This window comes from Pseudomonas sp. NPDC087814, from assembly GCF_044742865.1.
Taxonomy (GTDB): Bacteria; Pseudomonadota; Gammaproteobacteria; order Pseudomonadales; family Pseudomonadaceae; genus Aquipseudomonas.
In genome coordinates this window covers 26,482-41,493 of record NZ_JBIUVK010000007.1, presented here as the reverse complement: position 1 = coordinate 41,493, position 15,012 = coordinate 26,482, and the positions used below count along the sequence as shown (strand labels likewise).

15 protein-coding genes are annotated in these 15,012 nt (G+C 62.5%); 8 read left to right on the top strand and 7 right to left on the bottom strand.

Going from position 1 to position 15,012, the window contains the following annotated elements:
• Nucleotides 1-5: 5 nt before the first annotated feature.
• Nucleotides 6-485 (bottom strand): VOC family protein, encoded by a 480-nt coding sequence (locus tag ACIOMR_RS08230; RefSeq protein WP_401193374.1) that lies wholly within the window; start codon nt 483-485, stop codon nt 6-8.
• A 96-nt stretch (nt 486-581) separates the two neighbouring features.
• Between ACIOMR_RS08230 and ACIOMR_RS08225 the strand changes: the two genes are divergently transcribed.
• Nucleotides 582-1,550, top strand: coding sequence for an alpha/beta hydrolase (locus ACIOMR_RS08225; protein WP_401193371.1), 969 nt, complete (start codon nt 582-584; stop codon nt 1,548-1,550).
• A gap of 292 nt (nt 1,551-1,842) precedes the next feature.
• Complete coding sequence (dapA, locus tag ACIOMR_RS08220; protein ID WP_401193368.1) at nt 1,843-2,706, top strand: 4-hydroxy-tetrahydrodipicolinate synthase; 864 nt, start codon at nt 1,843-1,845, stop codon at nt 2,704-2,706.
• 165 nt (nt 2,707-2,871) lie between these two features.
• Here dapA and ACIOMR_RS08215 read toward each other — a convergent pair whose 3' ends face one another.
• A complete protein-coding gene (locus ACIOMR_RS08215; protein WP_307518986.1) occupies nt 2,872-3,558 on the bottom strand; it encodes a GntR family transcriptional regulator in 687 nt (228 codons plus the stop codon).
• A gap of 2 nt (nt 3,559-3,560) precedes the next feature.
• Entirely contained in the window at nt 3,561-5,360 is a 1,800-nt protein-coding gene (atzF, locus tag ACIOMR_RS08210; RefSeq protein WP_401193365.1) for an allophanate hydrolase, read from the bottom strand.
• Nucleotides 5,361-5,625: 265 nt separating this feature from the next.
• Here atzF and ACIOMR_RS08205 point away from each other — a divergent pair, with 265 nt between their 5' ends.
• On the top strand, nt 5,626-7,002 hold the full coding sequence (locus ACIOMR_RS08205) for a cystathionine beta-synthase (protein WP_003215116.1): 1,377 nt from the start codon (nt 5,626-5,628) through the stop codon (nt 7,000-7,002).
• Entirely contained in the window at nt 6,999-8,165 is a 1,167-nt protein-coding gene (locus tag ACIOMR_RS08200) for a cystathionine gamma-synthase (protein ID WP_008436288.1), read from the top strand. The genes ACIOMR_RS08205 and ACIOMR_RS08200 overlap by 4 nt, the downstream gene beginning before the upstream one ends.
• A gap of 42 nt (nt 8,166-8,207) precedes the next feature.
• On the opposite strand, the gene iolG is transcribed toward ACIOMR_RS08200, so the two are convergent.
• Complete coding sequence (iolG, locus tag ACIOMR_RS08195; protein ID WP_401193360.1) at nt 8,208-9,212, bottom strand: inositol 2-dehydrogenase; 1,005 nt, start codon at nt 9,210-9,212, stop codon at nt 8,208-8,210.
• Nucleotides 9,213-9,248: 36 nt separating this feature from the next.
• The gene (locus ACIOMR_RS08190) at nt 9,249-10,274 is read right to left on the bottom strand and encodes a LacI family DNA-binding transcriptional regulator (protein WP_401193357.1); all 1,026 of its coding nucleotides are present in this window, start codon (nt 10,272-10,274) and stop codon (nt 9,249-9,251) included.
• A gap of 123 nt (nt 10,275-10,397) precedes the next feature.
• Between ACIOMR_RS08190 and ACIOMR_RS08185 the strand changes: the two genes are divergently transcribed.
• The 3 genes from ACIOMR_RS08185 to ACIOMR_RS08175 are packed head-to-tail and all read left to right on the top strand — an operon-like array spanning nt 10,398 to nt 13,357.
• Nucleotides 10,398-11,243: an SDR family oxidoreductase gene (locus ACIOMR_RS08185; protein WP_063029668.1), complete on the top strand. Its 846-nt coding sequence runs from the start codon at nt 10,398-10,400 to the stop codon at nt 11,241-11,243.
• Nucleotides 11,243-12,385 carry a phytanoyl-CoA dioxygenase family protein gene (locus ACIOMR_RS08180; protein WP_003215107.1) on the top strand — a complete coding sequence of 381 codons (1,143 nt, stop codon included), beginning with the start codon at nt 11,243-11,245 and terminating at the stop codon, nt 12,383-12,385. The genes ACIOMR_RS08185 and ACIOMR_RS08180 overlap by 1 nt, the downstream gene beginning before the upstream one ends.
• Nucleotides 12,386-12,433: 48 nt before the next feature.
• Complete coding sequence (locus tag ACIOMR_RS08175; protein ID WP_008436286.1) at nt 12,434-13,357, top strand: sugar ABC transporter substrate-binding protein; 924 nt, start codon at nt 12,434-12,436, stop codon at nt 13,355-13,357.
• On the opposite strand, the gene ACIOMR_RS08170 is transcribed toward ACIOMR_RS08175, so the two are convergent.
• Both ACIOMR_RS08170 and ACIOMR_RS08165 read right to left on the bottom strand, forming a co-directional pair.
• Nucleotides 13,347-13,769 (bottom strand): MAPEG family protein, encoded by a 423-nt coding sequence (locus ACIOMR_RS08170; protein WP_177019784.1) that lies wholly within the window; start codon nt 13,767-13,769, stop codon nt 13,347-13,349. The two genes, ACIOMR_RS08175 and ACIOMR_RS08170, sit on opposite strands and share 11 nt — an antisense overlap.
• A complete protein-coding gene (locus ACIOMR_RS08165) occupies nt 13,769-14,086 on the bottom strand; it encodes a DUF2834 domain-containing protein (RefSeq protein ID WP_003215101.1) in 318 nt (105 codons plus the stop codon). The genes ACIOMR_RS08170 and ACIOMR_RS08165 overlap by 1 nt, the downstream gene beginning before the upstream one ends.
• 116 nt (nt 14,087-14,202) lie before the next feature.
• On the opposite strand from ACIOMR_RS08165, the gene ACIOMR_RS08160 reads away from it, so the two are divergent.
• Entirely contained in the window at nt 14,203-15,012 is an 810-nt protein-coding gene (locus tag ACIOMR_RS08160; protein WP_401193351.1) for a helix-turn-helix domain-containing protein, read from the top strand.

The window sequence follows — 15,012 nt, the reverse complement described above, 5'->3', positions numbered from 1 at the left end:
GTGCATCAACCTTTGAGCGCCGCCTCAATCCCCGCAATATCAATCCTGGTCATCCCCATCATCGCGTCAAACGCCCGCTTGGCCGCTGCCGGGTCGGGGTGGGTGATCGCCGCGCTCAGTACACGCGGGGTAATCTGCCATCTCACACCCCATTTATCCTGGCACCAGCCGCAGACGTTTTCCTGGCCGCCATGGCTGACAATCGCGTGCCACAAGCGGTCGGTTTCCGCCTGGTCGTCGGTGGCCACCTGGAACGAAAACGCCTCGTTGTGCTGCACGCTGGAGCCGCCGTTCAGCCCCAGGCAAGGAATACCCATGACGGTGAATTCCACGGTCAACACATCGCCCTGTTTGCCCGCCGGATAATCCCCGGGGGCGTGATGGACCGCGGTCACTGCGCTGTCCGGGAAGGTCCTGGCGTAGAAGTTGGCAGCGTCCAGTGCACTGCCGTCGTACCAAAGGCACACCGTGTTTTTGCTGAGCATGAGTGTTCTCCAGCGTGGAGGTTCGGACTTGCAGTGTAGTACCGCTACCGACAAGAATGCGTTCGCGTCCTGACATGAACCCAAACGGTGCAGAGAATGAGTAATGGTGTAAGGATCGACCCGCGAATCATCCCGGCTCCGCGGTCCATCAGCCCCGAGGCCAAGGCGATGCTGCAACGCATGGTGAACGCCGATGGCGTGCCGCTGAACAGCCTGTACACCCTGCCCGCACCCGATGACCACGCTGGCTGGCGCCGCATGCAGGCCGCAGTTGCCCAACAGTACGCGGCGTCCCAGACGGGACAGACGGCAGACCACGTTGAGACATTCACCGTGGAAGACGCCACCGTGTACCGGGCGACGCCGGCATACGGGGCCGAGTTCGCCTATATCGACCTGCACGGCGGCGCCCTGGTGTTCGGCGGCGGCGAAAACGCCCGCCTCGCCGCCGGCAAGCACTCCGACCTGCACAACCTGACCTGCTACGGCGTGGACTACCGCATGCCGCCTGACCATCCGTACCCGGCGGCACTCGATGACTGTATGGCCACCTACCGGCATGTGCTGAAGCACCACACCCCGGACAAGATCGTGATCGGCGGACGCTCGGCCGGAGGCAACCTCGCCGCTGCCATGGTGCTGCGCGCCCGCGACGAAGGCTTGCCACTGCCGGCCGCGCTGGTATTGCTGTCACCCGAAGTGGACCTGACCGAATCGGGCGACAGCTTCCAGGTCAACCGCACCGTCGACGTGGTGTTGCCCAACCCGCTGATGAGCACCAACCTGCTGTACGCCGCTGGCGCGGATTTGTCTCACCCGTACCTGTCGCCGCTGTTCGGGGATTTCGCAGCGGGCTTCCCGCCGACGTTCGTGCAAAGCGGCACCCGCGACCTGTTCCTGTCCAACGCCGTACGCCTGCACCGGGCGCTGCGCCAGGCCGAGGTACCGGTGGAACTGCACATCTTTGAAGCAATGCCCCACGGCGGTTTCATGGGCGCGCCGGAAGACGCAGAACTGTCGGCAGAGCAGGTGCGTTTCGTGCGCCACTGGTTGAACCGCGACTGATCGCCGTGAGTTGACACACCCTGTAATAATCCATAAAGATAAGCGCCTTCCTCAGGGTGTGTCCTCAATGTCTGCAACGACCTTCAACTTTTCCGTCATTGGCTTGATTGCCAAGGCGCAAGGTTGCGTTGCGCACGCCCTCAAATCGAAGAAACAGTCGCTCATGTGACCGGGGCGCGCTGTCCCGTCAGATGAGCTGACAGGACATTGAGCGCGAAGGCCCCCTCCTCTTGCTTACTTCCCTCTGCCCTTCTGACGGTGACGAAATCGGTCAACCATCAGGAGAAAGCGCATGTCATCGTTTCAAGGTATCTGGGTTCCCGTCGTTACACCGTTTCATAACGGCGCCATCGACTTCATCGGCTTGCGCCGCCTGGTCTGCCATCTGCTGGAACAAGGCGTGGCCGGGATCATGGTCTGTACCACCACCGGCGAAGCCGCAGCACTGAGCCGCCGTGAGCAGTTGGCGATGCTGGATGCCGTACTGGAACTGGTACCGCCGCAGCAGGTGGTGATGGGCCTGGCGGGGTATAACCAGATTGAGCTGCTGCAGTTCCAGAGTGAAATCCAGCAACGCGCGGTGGCCGGTTTGCTGGTACCGCCGCCGAGCTACATCCGCCCGTCCCAGGCGGGCCTTGAAGCGTTCTTCCGCACCGTGGCCGATGCGTCCAGTGTGCCGATCATTCTGTATGACATTCCCTACCGCACCGGTATCGCCTTCGAACAGGCGACGTTGCTGAACATCGTCGCCCATGAACGGATCGTCGCGATCAAGGATTGTGGCGGCAACCTGGCCAATACCCTGGCGCTGCTGGCCAGCGGGAATGTGGATGTGTTGTGTGGCGAGGATGTGCAGATATTCAACGCGCTGTGCCTGGGAGCGACCGGCGCGATTGCCGCGTCGGCGCATGTGCGTACCGCGGATTTTGTGGCGCTGCATCGACAGGTTCGCGACAACCGGTTGCTGGCGGCTCGCGAGACGTTTTTCGGGCTGCTGCCGTTGATTCACACACTGTTCGTGGAGCCCAATCCGGCGCCGGTGAAGGCCGCGCTGGCGATGGAAGGTTTGATCGGCAGTGAGTTGCGGGCGCCGATGTTGGGAGCGAGTGAGGCAGTGACAAATCGGCTGCAGCAAGTATTAGGCGTGCGGCAATAACCCGTGGCGAGGGAGCTTGCTCCCGCTGGGCTGCGCAGCAGCCCCAATTCAGGCACCGCGTTTTCGCCAGGTAAAATGGGGTGACCGGTTTTGGGGGCGCTTCGCACCCCAGCGGGAGCAAGCTCCCTCGCCACAGGGGGCGGGCTGACTCGTCGATACGAGGGCTTATCCTCTCGCCACCGCCAACCGATGCAACGTGATCTTGCGCACCTCCTGCTTGCTCACCTCGATGTGAGTCTTGAGCAGTTGCTGCGCCAGATCGCGGTGCCGTGCCGAGATCGCATCGAGGATGCTTGCATGTTCCTCATAGGTCGCTGCAATACGTGATTGCTGAGTGAAATCCAGCCTCCGAATGATGCGGATTTTCTCGGTTATCTCGTAATGCATGCGCGCCATTTCAGCGTTGCCCGTGGCCTGCACCAACCCGCAGTGGAATTCCTCATCCAGCGCGCAGACGACCTGTGCGTCATCCAGCCGCGCACTTTCGTCCACCCGCCAGATCGCTTCAAGCCGTTCAAGCCCCTGCTCCGCCATGCCACACAAGCGGCTGACGGCGGCCAACTCCAGCACGATTCTTACGTCGTAAAGCTCTTCGAAATAGTTGAAGTCGAACGGCCGCACCTGCCAGCCACTCCTGAAAAACACCTCCAGGTACCCTTCCCGCTCCAGCCGATACAGCGCCTGGCGCACCGGCGTGCGGCTGGCCTGCATGCGCTCGGCCACGTCGCCTTCGCTGAAGCGATCACCCGGCAGCAGGCGAAAGCCAAAGATGTCGTCCTTCACCTGCTGGTAGACCCGTTCCGCCAGGCTGTCCGGCCGTTCGCCGGGTTTTCTCATGGTTGAGAGCTGCATGCCTAGTTCCTGCTCGCCATGTACGCGCGCCAGCCGCCGAATTCGGTGATGTCGGTGGCGCCTGCCAGGGCCCAGGGCTCGCAGATAAAACCCTTCACGCTGCGCCCGTCCGCCAGGGTGAGGTTGCCGATGCCCAGCGGCGCGGGAATCTCGGCGACGAACTCACCAAAGCGGGCGACAGGCATGTCCCACAGCTCGACGATGATCGAGCGGCCCGAGTCATCCCTGGCCAGCCCCGGCTTGGGCGGAACCGTGCCCGGCAGTGCATGCAGGCGGTAGTTGCTCGCCGTCAGGGTTTGCTCCACCAGCACGGCGTTGCGGCTGGTCAGCTGGAAGTTCAGCGGCATCCCGGTGAGATGCGCCCCAACCACCGCCACCCGCACGCTGCCGGGCGCCTGTCGCGCCGGTGCCGGTTGCGGCAGATTGCGTTGGGTAGCGCCCAGCGGAAGATCAAGGCCGGCCTGCCAACGCTTGCCCAGATGCGCCAGGGCGGCGTCGTGCCAGGCCGGTGCGATAAGGGTGACGCCGCACGGCAGGCCGTCGCTGCGCAGCCCGGCGGGCACGGCCAGTGCCGAGAGGTCGGCCAGGTTGGTGAAGTTGGTGTAGAAGCCAAACTGCGAGTTGTAGAGCACCGGCTCCACGGCCATTTCCGCCAGGGTGCGGATCGTCGGCGATGTCGGCACCAGCAAGGCGTCGAAACCGGCCAGGGTGTCGTTGATGCGGCGGCTCAGTTCGGCGCGCAGGTATTCGGCTTTATAGGCATCGCAGGCGCTGTAAGTGTGGCCGTTTTCCACAATGCCACGCACCACCGGGTTGATCGCTTCGGCGTTGCTGGCGAGCATGCCTTCCAGTGCCACCGTGCGCTCCGCAACCCAGGAGCCGTAATAGAGCTGCTCGGCGAGTTGCTGAAACGGGCTGAAATCCACCGCCGTGATTTCGGCGCCGAGGGACTGGAACCTGAGCAGTGCCTGTTCAAATACGGCCTGGTTCTGCGCGTCGCCAAAAAACTCCAGGCTGGCCGGAACCGCCAGCTTGATCGTGGCGCCGACCGCTACGGGAGCAGTGTTGGGGTTGACGCGTGAATAGGCATCGCTGGCGTCGTAAGCAGCAGCGACGCCCGCAACCGTCTCGGCATCTTCAACCGTCAGCGCAAACACCGAAATACAGTCCACGGTACGACAGGCCGACACCAGTCCGGTGTTGGACAAGCGTCCCTTGGTCGGCTTCAACCCGACGATATTGTTGAAGCCCGCCGGCACCCGCCCGGAACCGGCGGTGTCGGTGCCCAGGGAAAACGCCACCAGCCCGCGGGCAACCACCGAGGCCGAACCCGAACTGGAACCGCCGCTGACATAGTCCGGGTTAAAACTGTTGCCCACCGCGCCGTAGGGCGAGCGTGTACCCACCAGGCCGGTGGCGAACTGATCGAGGTTGGTCTTGCCCATCAGGATCGCCCCGGCCGCCCGCAACCGCGCCACCACCGAGGCATCCGCCGCGGCGGTATAGGCAAACTCAGGACACGCCGCCGTGGTTTCCCAACCCGCCGCATCAATATTGTCCTTGATGGCAAACGGCACGCCATACAACGGCAACTGGTCGATATCGCCGTCGACCGCCGCAAGCCGCTCGGCCAACTGCGCCAGCTGGTCACGCAATTGCTGCGGTTGCACCTGGCTGATCCAGGCATTGTCCTCGGAGGGAAACGTGCTCGCCAGGGTCAACAGGATATCGGGAGTCAGCGCCTGGCTGCGGTAGGCAGCTTGCCATTCACCCAGGGTCCAGCCGAGTTGTTCGTTGCGCATTGAGGATTCCATCTTGTATCCAAGTTTGGATTTCTTTTAGCAATCCCTGGGCCAATCAGCTGCAAGCCAATGAATACGTGAGGTTGACAGAAAACCCGCCGATGGATCGCCTCCAGCCGTGCTCCGCCATGAAGCAGCAATGCGCCAAAAAAAGACATTCTGGCGGCCGCGCGGTTGCGAGCGGCCCGATACCGGCCTATGTTCGAAACCATGTTGTAAACGCTGCTGTCCATCCCATACGCCCTTTCCGTAGCCAGGTGACGACATGCCCACCGCTTCCCGCCCCGCCGTGCTCGAACTGATTGGCAATACCCCGCTGGTGCGGGTCAGCCGCTTCGATACCGGCCCGTGCACGCTGTTCCTCAAGCTTGAATCCCAGAACCCCGGCGGCTCCATCAAGGACCGCATTGGCCTGGCCATGATCGACGCCGCCGAGCGCGATGGCCGCCTGCGCCCCGGCGGCACCATCATCGAAGCCACCGCCGGCAATACCGGCCTCGGCCTGGCCCTGGTGGGACGCGCCAAAGGCTACCGGGTGGTGCTGGTGGTGCCGGACAAGATGTCCACCGAGAAAGTCTTGCACCTGAAAGCCATGGGCGCCGAGGTGCACATCACCCGCTCGGATGTCGGCAAGGGCCACCCCGAGTATTACCAGGATGTGGCGGCGCGACTGGCCAAGGACATTCCCGATTCGTTCTTCGCCGACCAGTTCAACAACCCGGCCAACCCCCTGGCCCATGAGACCAGCACCGCCCCGGAAATCTGGGCCCAGACCCAACATGACCTGGATGCCATCGTGGTTGGCGTCGGCTCGGCCGGCACCCTCACCGGCCTGACGCGCTTCTTCAAGCGCGTGCAACCTGACCTGGCCATGGTGCTGGCCGACCCGGTCGGCTCGGTGATGGCCGAGTACAGCCGCAGCGGCACCATGACCGAGCCCGGCTCGTGGGCCGTGGAAGGTATCGGCGAAGACTTCATCCCCTCGATCGCCGACCTCTCCAGCGTGCGCCACGCCTATTCCATCAGCGACGAAGAAAGCTTCGACCACGCCCGCCAACTGCTGCGGGCCGAAGGCATTCTCGGTGGCTCCTCCACCGGCACCCTGCTGGCCGCCGCCCTGCGTTATTGCCGCGAACAGACCGAGCCCAAGCGCGTGGTCACCTTCGTCTGCGACACCGGCACGCGCTACCTGTCGAAGGTCTACAACGACCAATGGATGAACGACGCCGGCCTGCTGCAATACAAACACTACGGCGACCTGCGCGACCTGATCGCCCGTCGTTTCGAGGATGGCCGGGTGATCAGCGTCGGCCCCGACGACAGCCTGCTCACCGCCTTCCAGCGCATGCGCCTGGCCGACGTCTCACAGCTGCCGGTGCTGGTGGATGGCAAGCAACTGGTGGGGGTGCTCGACGAGTCGGATGTATTGCTCGGCCTGCATCAGAACGCCGCGCACTTTTCCATGACCGTGGGCAGCGCCATGACCAACGCCCTTCACACCCTCGCACCCAGCGCCAGCCTTGCGCAATTGCAGGCCGAGCTGGATCGCGGGCTGGTGGCAATCATTGCCGACGCCTCGGGCTTTCACGGCCTGATCACCCGCGTCGACCTGCTCAATCACCTACGGAGATCCCTTGCATGACCCAGCACGATAAAAGCGCCTTCGCCACCCGCGTGATCCATGCCGGGCAATCCCCGGACCCGACCACCGGGGCGCTGATGCCGCCGATCTACGCCAACTCCACCTACCTGCAGGACAGCCCCGGCGTTCACAAGGGCTTCGACTACGGGCGCTCCCACAACCCGACGCGCTTCGCCCTGGAACGCTGCGTGGCCGACCTTGAAGGCGGCACCCAGGCGTTCGCGTTCGCCTCCGGGCTGGCGGCGATTTCCACCGTGCTGGAACTGCTCGACGCCGGTTCCCACGTGGTTTCCGGCAATGACTTGTACGGCGGCACCTTCCGCCTGTTCGACAAAGTGCGCCAGCGCAGCGCCGGCCATCGCTTCAGCTTCGTCGACCTGACCGACCTGTCGGCCTTCGAAGCCGCGCTGCAGGACGACACGCGGATGGTCTGGGTCGAAACCCCGAGCAACCCGCTGCTGAGCCTGACCGATCTCAGTGCCATCTCCCGCATCTGCAAGGCCCGGGGCATCATCTGCGTGGCCGACAACACCTTCGCCAGCCCCTGGATCCAGCGCCCGCTGGAGCTGGGTTTCGACATCGTGGTGCACTCCACCACCAAGTACCTCAACGGCCACTCCGATGTAATCGGCGGCATTGCGGTGGTCGGCCAGAATCCTGAACTGGCCGAGCGCCTGGGCTTCCTGCAAAACTCCGTGGGCGCGATTGCCGGGCCGTTCGACGCATTCCTGACCTTGCGCGGGGTGAAGACCCTGGCGCTGCGCATGGAGCGCCATTGCAGCAATGCGCTGGAACTGGCGACGTGGCTGGAGCAACAGCCGCAAGTGGCGCGGGTTTATTACCCAGGCCTGGCATCACACCCGCAGCATGAGCTGGCACGCCGGCAGATGCGCGGGTTTGGCGGGATGATTTCGGTGGACCTGAAAAGCGACCTGGCAGGAGCGACACGCTTCCTGGAAAACGTGAAGATCTTTGCGTTGGCTGAAAGCCTGGGGGGCGTTGAAAGTCTGATCGAGCACCCGGCGATCATGACCCATGCGAGCATCCCGGCAGCGACCCGGGCGCAGCTGGGGATTGGTGATGGGTTGGTGCGGTTGTCGGTGGGGGTTGAGGATGTGGAAGACCTGCGGGCGGATCTGGCGCAGGCGTTGGCAAAAATCTAACGCGCAATCTGCCGGAGCGAGCATGCCCGCTCCGGCAACACCTTAAATAGCGTAATTGACCTCAACCATTCGCCCGGTCTTGATGGACTCCAGCGCACAGTCCGCCAAGTGCAACGCATACAGCCCATCGCGCATGTTGGTGGGCAGCGCGCGCCCCGCGCTCAGTGCCTGGATAAACTGCCCCAACTCATTGCGGTAGGCATCCGCATAACGCTCCAGGAAGAAATGCTGCAACGGCTCCAACGCCTCGGTGTGCTCGTGGTTCCAATGGCGCAAGGTGCTGGGTCGATGGTTATCCGTGAGCAGCACCCCCTTGGCCCCGGATACCTCAAGTCGCTGGTCATACCCGTAGACCGCCTCCCGACAGCAGTTGATATGGCACTGTTTCCCGGATGCGGTGCGCAGCAGCACCATCACGCTGTCGAAGTCGTCAATCTGCGCCAGGCTCGGGTCTACCAGCCGGCTGGCTATCGCGCTGACTTCGATGGGCTCTTCATCCAGCAGGTGCCGCGCCATGTCGAAGTCATGAATGGTCATGTCCCGCAGGATGCCGCCGGAATGTGCCAGGTAATCCCGTGGCGCCAACCCCGGGTCGCGGCTGGTGATAATCACCTGCCGCACAGCACCAATTTGCCCCGCGTCGATGGCCTGGCGCAGGCGCAGCGTGTCGGGATCGAAGCGGCGGTTGAAGCCCAGCATGACTTTGCCGCCGTCGCGCTCCACAGCTTGCGCCGCCGCCCGCGCCTTGGCGAAATCCAGGTCAATGGGCTTCTCGCACAGCACGGCCTTGCCCTGGGACACGGCCGCCAGCAGCAAATCGATATGAGTGTCGGTGGGTGTGCCAATCACCACCGCGTCGATATCGTCCCGACTTAGCACTGCTGCGCAGTCATAGGCCGCCTCGCAACCCAGCTGCGCAGCCAAGCCATCGACGCCCTCCCGCCAGGGGTCGGCGACCACCACCAGAGTGGCATCAGGATGGGCCGCGACATTGGCCGCGTGAATGTTGGCGATGCGCCCTGCACCAAGGACAGCGATACGTAGCATGGTCGAACTCCTGGGATTGTTATTGGGTGTGGAGATTCAGTCCGGCAGGTTGAACGGTGTGACGATCTGTACCTGTGACGGCGCAATCGGCCCAGCCTTCCACAGCCGATGAAATTGCAGGATGTGCAGGAACACATGGCGCGCATCGATCTGCAGGTTGTGATCGATAATCGCGGCGACTTTTTCTTCAGCCAACAGCTGGCGATTCTCTTCGTCGAGGTCGTGAGCAATAAACACGTCCAACGGGCGATCCAGAGCCGCGAAGGCGTCGACAATTGCGCGGTTGCCACCGCCGACGCTGTACACCGCCTTCAGTTCGGGATGCTGCTTCAACGCATCGGTGACCCGGGCAAATGTTCGGTCATACACGCCGTACCCACCGCTGATATCCAGTACCCGCAGGTGCGTCGCACGGCCGCGCAGCCACATGCGAAACCCCATTTCGCGTTCTTCCTCGCCCCGGAACAATTCACTGCCAATCACCACCGCCACTTCCTGGGGTTGGGGTGACAGCCAGCGGGACAGAAGGTACGCGGCGGTTTTTCCGGCGGTGCGGTTATCCATGCCTACGTAGCCGATGCGCTCGCTGTGGGGCAGATCGGTGACCAGGGTCACCACCGGAATACCTGCGGCCGCCAGGTGCTTGACCGCCAGATTCACCGCCGGCTCGTCCGCGGCCTTGAGCACCACACCCTGGCTGCCGGTCTCGAGGCAGCGCAGCAATTGGTCGTGCATCGCCTGAGGCTCGATTTCTTCGAACAAATGAAACCGCGGGGCGATACGAAACGGTGCCAGGCTGCCCAGTTGGGCGGTGATGGCGGCCTGCACCGCCGCACTGAAGCGCTTGGGCGTGTGCATGATCACATCGACATGAAAGGTCCGGCCTACTGCCAAGCCATTTTTTTCCTGGGATTCCAGCTCATCCAGAGCCTGTTCGATACGCCGCCGGGTTTGGGCGTGCACGCTGCCGCGCTCATGCAAGACGCGATCGACTGTCGCCTTGCTGACGCCCGCCTGGGTGGCCAGTTGCTTGATGGAAAAGTGTTTAGCGCGTTCGAGCATGCTGTTGGACCTGAGGTCTTTTTGAGGTCTTTTTGAGACTCGTTGAGGTGACCGCAATGCTAGTCTCAGTTTTGCCCGGCGTCGAGCCCGGCCTTCAAAACAACAAAAACCCAGGAGACCCCGATGCCTTCAACCGACCTCAGCCATACCTTCAAAGGCCAATACTTTGTCGTCACCGGCAGCACCCAGGGATTGGGGGCTGCCGTCGCCCATACCCTGGCGCGGCGCGGTGCTGCCGGCCTGATCATCTGCGGACGCCGTCCGGACCAGGGCCAGGAGCAAGTACGGCAGTTGGCAGCGCTCGATTGCCGCGCGGTGTTTGTCCAGGCGGACCTGGAACAGATTGGCGACTGCCGCGCCGTGATCGAGGCGGCCCGTGCCCACTTCGGCACCCTCCACGGGCTGATCAACTGCGCCGGGATGTCGGATCGCGGCACCATTCTCGACACCTCCCCTGAACTGTTTGACCGACTGTTTGCGGTCAATGTGAGGGCGCCGTTTTTCCTGATGCAGGAAGCCTTGAAGCTGATGATCAGCCAGAGGGTTGAAGGTGCAGTGGTCAATATCCAGAGTGTCACCGGCCACGGCGGGCAATCGTTCTTGAGTGCCTACGCGGCGTCCAAGGGCGCTCTCGCGATTCTGACCAAAAACGTGGCGTTCAGCGCCCTGCGCAACCGGATTCGGGTCAACGGCTTGAACATCGGCTGGATGGACACACCTCACGAGGATGAAATCCAGCGGCACTACCACGGTGCCGGGGATGGCTGGTTGGAGGCTGCCGAAGCCGCGCAGCCCTTCGGCCGCCTGCTCAAACCTGAAGAGGTGGCCCAGAGCGTGGCATTTCTATTGTCACGCGAGTCGGGAATGATGACCGGCACGGTGATCGACCTGGAGCAAGGCGTCATCGGCTGTGGCGACGGCGGCACCCCACGCCCCGATCAGGCCCTGAGCCTGGTGGAGGGTGCGTGATGCCTGCCTTTGTCAGCGCCGACGCAGTGCAACTGGAAGATTTTCACTCGATCTGTGCCCAGCAGGCGGCTGCCGAGGACTACCCGCACTGCGCCGAAGTGTGCAGCAACATCCCGATCTATCAGGCCCAGGCACTGCGCAACGGCGATCGTCACGCCGTGCTGGACGAACTGCATCGCCTGTTCAGCCAGGGGCCGGGAGTGATGGTGGTGCGCCAGGGCTACGCCGACCTGGACGTGGTCGACCGTCACAGCCAGGTATTCGAAGCGATCTTTGCCCAAGAGGCTGCGCAAGGTGTGGCCGCCGACCACTTCGCCAAGGCCGGCAGTAACGGACGTATCTGGAACTCATTACAGAAGGCCGCACTGCAGTCGCCGGCATCCTTTGTCGAATATTACGCCAACCCACTGCTGGGGTTGATCGCACAAGCCTGGCTCGGCCCAGGCTACCAAGTCACGGCCCAGGTCAACGTGGTGCACCCCGGTGGCCAAGCCCAGCAACCGCACCGTGATTATCACCTCGGGTTCCAGACCATCGACGTGGTGGAGCGCTTTCCGTTGCCCCTGCACACGCTGTCCCAATACCTCACGCTGCAAGGGGCCGTGGCCCACAGCGACATGCCCCTGGAAACCGGCCCGACCCAACTGCTGCCGTTTTCCCAGCAATACCCACTGGGCTACCTGGCCTGGAGGCGCACTGAATTCATCGAGTACTTCCAGCAGCATGCCGTGCAATTGCCGCTGAACAAAGGTGACCTGCTGTTCTTCAACCCGGCCCTGTTTCACGCCGCTGGCACCAATCGCACACCGGACCGCCAGCGCATGGCCAACCTGCTGCAAATCTCCTCGGCGTTCGGCAAAACGATGGAGGCTGTGGACCGCGACCGGATGATGCTGGCGCTGTACCCCTGCCTGTTGGAGCGCCTGGCGGACAACGTCATGGATGGCGAGGCGCTGCACGCGGTGATCGCCTGCACCGCCGATGGCTATTCCTTTCCCACCAACCTGGATACCGACCCACCCTTACAGGGCCTGGCTCCGCAAACCGGGCAGCAACTGATGTTGCAGGCACTGAACGAACGCTGGCCCTGCGAGACCTTTGCCGAACGCGTTGCGCAACTACACGCCAAACGCCAAGGCTGAGGAATGTTTTCAACGTCTTTCAAAACAACAAAAAAACGGACTGACACCATGAAAAAACAGCTGCTGACCTTGCTCCTGACCCTCATCGTTACCCCGCTAGCCCTCGCCGAGACACGCATCGGCGTCAGCATCGCCCAGGTGGACGACGTGTTCCTCGCCCAGATGCGTGACTACATGGCGGCCCACGCCAGGGACCTCACCGACGTGACCCTGCAATTCGAAGACGCCCAAGGCGATGTGGTGCGCCAACTGAACCAGGTGCAGAGCTTTTCTGCCCAAGGCATGGACGCGATTATCGTCAACGCGGTCGACACCGCCGCTACCCAGAAAATGACTGTGAATGCCCAGCAGGCGGGTATCCCGCTGGTGTACGTCAACCGTCGCCCGGACATCCCCGGCTTACCGGCCGGGGTGGGTTATGTCGGCTCGGACGAGATCAAAGCGGGCGAGATTCAGATGCGCTACCTCGCGGAAAAAATGAACGGCAAGGGCAACCTCGCAATCATGCTCGGCTTGCTCTCTAACAACGCCACCCACAACCGCACACAGGGCGTGAAAAACGTACTGAAGGATTACCCCAACATCCATATCGTCGAAGAACAAAGCGCCGACTGGCAGCGCAGCAAGGCCATGGACCTGATGAACAACTGGATCGTCTCGGGCAAGAAAATCGACGCCGTGGCGGCCAATGCCGATGAAATGGCTATCGGTGCCGCGATGGCGATTACCCAGGCCGGCATGCACCCTGGCAAGGACATCCTGGTGGGCGGCAGCGACGGCGGCCCCGCCGGCCTGGATGCGATCAAGAAAGATCTATTGGTAGTCACGGCCTATCAGGACAACAAGGGCCAGGCCGTCGGCTCGATTGACCTGGCGCTGAAGATGATCAGGAAGCAGCCCTACACGGCGGAGCTGACCATTCCCTATCAACAGATCACCAAGGACAACTATCAGGCCTTTCTCACGCCTTGATTGTTATCAGCCCAGCGCCAAGCAGACCGGCCAGCCCCGACAAACAGAGCACTCCCACTCCATAAGCGAGGGTGCGCCAGGGCTGGCGGCCGCTCAGATACATCACCGTATGCATCACACGGGCAGCGGTGAACAGACAGAACAACCCCGCGGTAGCGGTGCCTGGCGTTTCCATCGCCAGGCACAGGCCACCCAAAATGAAGAACAACGGAATATTTTCCAGATCATTGGCCCAAGCCTTTTCGGCCCGAGAGACTTGCGGTAACTCCTGGGGATTCGCATCGCGATGGAAGAAAGCTGCATCCTCGTGGTTAGTGAATGCACGGAATCTGAGTCGAAAGAAACCCTGGTAACAGGAGATCGCCAGCATCTTCAAGAACAGCACCAGTACGCACAACGCATAAACCTCCATCACCGGCCCCCTGAAGGTTCGCGGAACCCGTTGACCACGATATACAGCAGCGGACCGATGGATACGAAAACCGCCGTTACCAGTAAATAGGGCAACACCGACGCCAGGGATTTGCCCCTGGCCCGCGCATCCCGGTACATCCATACGCCCGCCAAGGCCGCCATCAGATACAAATCAATCACCACCTGGGCAGTATCCGGCCTCGATATCAATTCACGTCCGAACGCCATGAGCGATTGTTCGGCGATCAGCATCGTGATCAATGTGTACAGGGCAAAAGCCAACAGCCCGGCCAGGGCAATCCAGGGTCTGCGCATGTTCTCCTCCTTGGAGACAACGGTTCGGGAAGCTGCACATTAGTGATAACGTCGTTCCCCTCTCAATGACCTCGAAGGTCATCGACACCACCGACCCGCACGGCCAGAGTCAACCCATGAGCAGCCAACCTTTCCCCCGCGCCAACCCCGACACTAACGCCGGCACGCAACTGCGCGTGCTGCGTCGGCACGCCAGATTGAGCCAGCTGGAACTGGCGCTGATCACCGGGGTTTCCCAACGCCACCTGAGCTGCATCGAGACCGGGCGCGCCAAGCCGAGCCCGGGCACCTTGCATAATTTGCTGATGGCGCTGGAGGTTCCGCTGGAGCAATGCAACAGCGTGTTCCTCGCTGCCGGCTTCGCCCCGCGCTATGAGGCAACCCCGCTCTCCTCGCCCTCCATGGAGGCTATTCGCGAGGCAATCAGCCATGTGCTCCACGCGAACAATCCTGCACCGGCGATCGTGCTGGGCAGCCACTGGGAAGTGCTCGCCGCCAACGCCAGTACCCAGGTGCTGTTCGAGCTGGTGGGGATCAAACCGGAGGCGGCTGATGGGCTGAATTTGCTGGTCACCCTGCTACAGCCTGGCGGCCTGGGTGATCATTTGATCAACGCTGACGAAATCCGCACCATCGCCTGGCAACGGGCGACGCGCGAGGCGTTGGGCAACTCCGAACTTGCCAGGCTTCTGGACAGCCTGCCGGCCCCGCAAAGTACCGAAGCCTTGGTCAATGAACCGCCGCCACTGGTGCTGACACGCGTCAACTCCCGTGAAGGTGAGCTGAACTTCATGTCGACCTTCACCACCTTCGGCATGCCTCAGGACATCACGGTAACGTCGTTGCGCATCGAGCATTTGATTCCGGCGGATGCGCAGACGTGGCAGGTGATGACCGCGGCGTATGAGCGGTCATTGGTGAGGTAG

Coding starts and splice junctions, on each gene's coding strand:
- ACIOMR_RS08230 (WP_401193374.1), bottom strand. CDS start 485: ATGCTCAGCAAAAACACGGTGTGCCTTTGGTACGACGGCAGTGCACTG.
- ACIOMR_RS08225 (WP_401193371.1), top strand. CDS start 582: ATGAGTAATGGTGTAAGGATCGACCCGCGAATCATCCCGGCTCCGCGG.
- dapA (WP_401193368.1), top strand. CDS start 1,843: ATGTCATCGTTTCAAGGTATCTGGGTTCCCGTCGTTACACCGTTTCAT.
- ACIOMR_RS08215 (WP_307518986.1), bottom strand. CDS start 3,558: ATGCAGCTCTCAACCATGAGAAAACCCGGCGAACGGCCGGACAGCCTG.
- atzF (WP_401193365.1), bottom strand. CDS start 5,360: ATGCGCAACGAACAACTCGGCTGGACCCTGGGTGAATGGCAAGCTGCC.
- ACIOMR_RS08205 (WP_003215116.1), top strand. CDS start 5,626: ATGCCCACCGCTTCCCGCCCCGCCGTGCTCGAACTGATTGGCAATACC.
- ACIOMR_RS08200 (WP_008436288.1), top strand. CDS start 6,999: ATGACCCAGCACGATAAAAGCGCCTTCGCCACCCGCGTGATCCATGCC.
- iolG (WP_401193360.1), bottom strand. CDS start 9,212: ATGCTACGTATCGCTGTCCTTGGTGCAGGGCGCATCGCCAACATTCAC.
- ACIOMR_RS08190 (WP_401193357.1), bottom strand. CDS start 10,274: ATGCTCGAACGCGCTAAACACTTTTCCATCAAGCAACTGGCCACCCAG.
- ACIOMR_RS08185 (WP_063029668.1), top strand. CDS start 10,398: ATGCCTTCAACCGACCTCAGCCATACCTTCAAAGGCCAATACTTTGTC.
- ACIOMR_RS08180 (WP_003215107.1), top strand. CDS start 11,243: ATGCCTGCCTTTGTCAGCGCCGACGCAGTGCAACTGGAAGATTTTCAC.
- ACIOMR_RS08175 (WP_008436286.1), top strand. CDS start 12,434: ATGAAAAAACAGCTGCTGACCTTGCTCCTGACCCTCATCGTTACCCCG.
- ACIOMR_RS08170 (WP_177019784.1), bottom strand. CDS start 13,769: ATGGAGGTTTATGCGTTGTGCGTACTGGTGCTGTTCTTGAAGATGCTG.
- ACIOMR_RS08165 (WP_003215101.1), bottom strand. CDS start 14,086: ATGCGCAGACCCTGGATTGCCCTGGCCGGGCTGTTGGCTTTTGCCCTG.
- ACIOMR_RS08160 (WP_401193351.1), top strand. CDS start 14,203: ATGAGCAGCCAACCTTTCCCCCGCGCCAACCCCGACACTAACGCCGGC.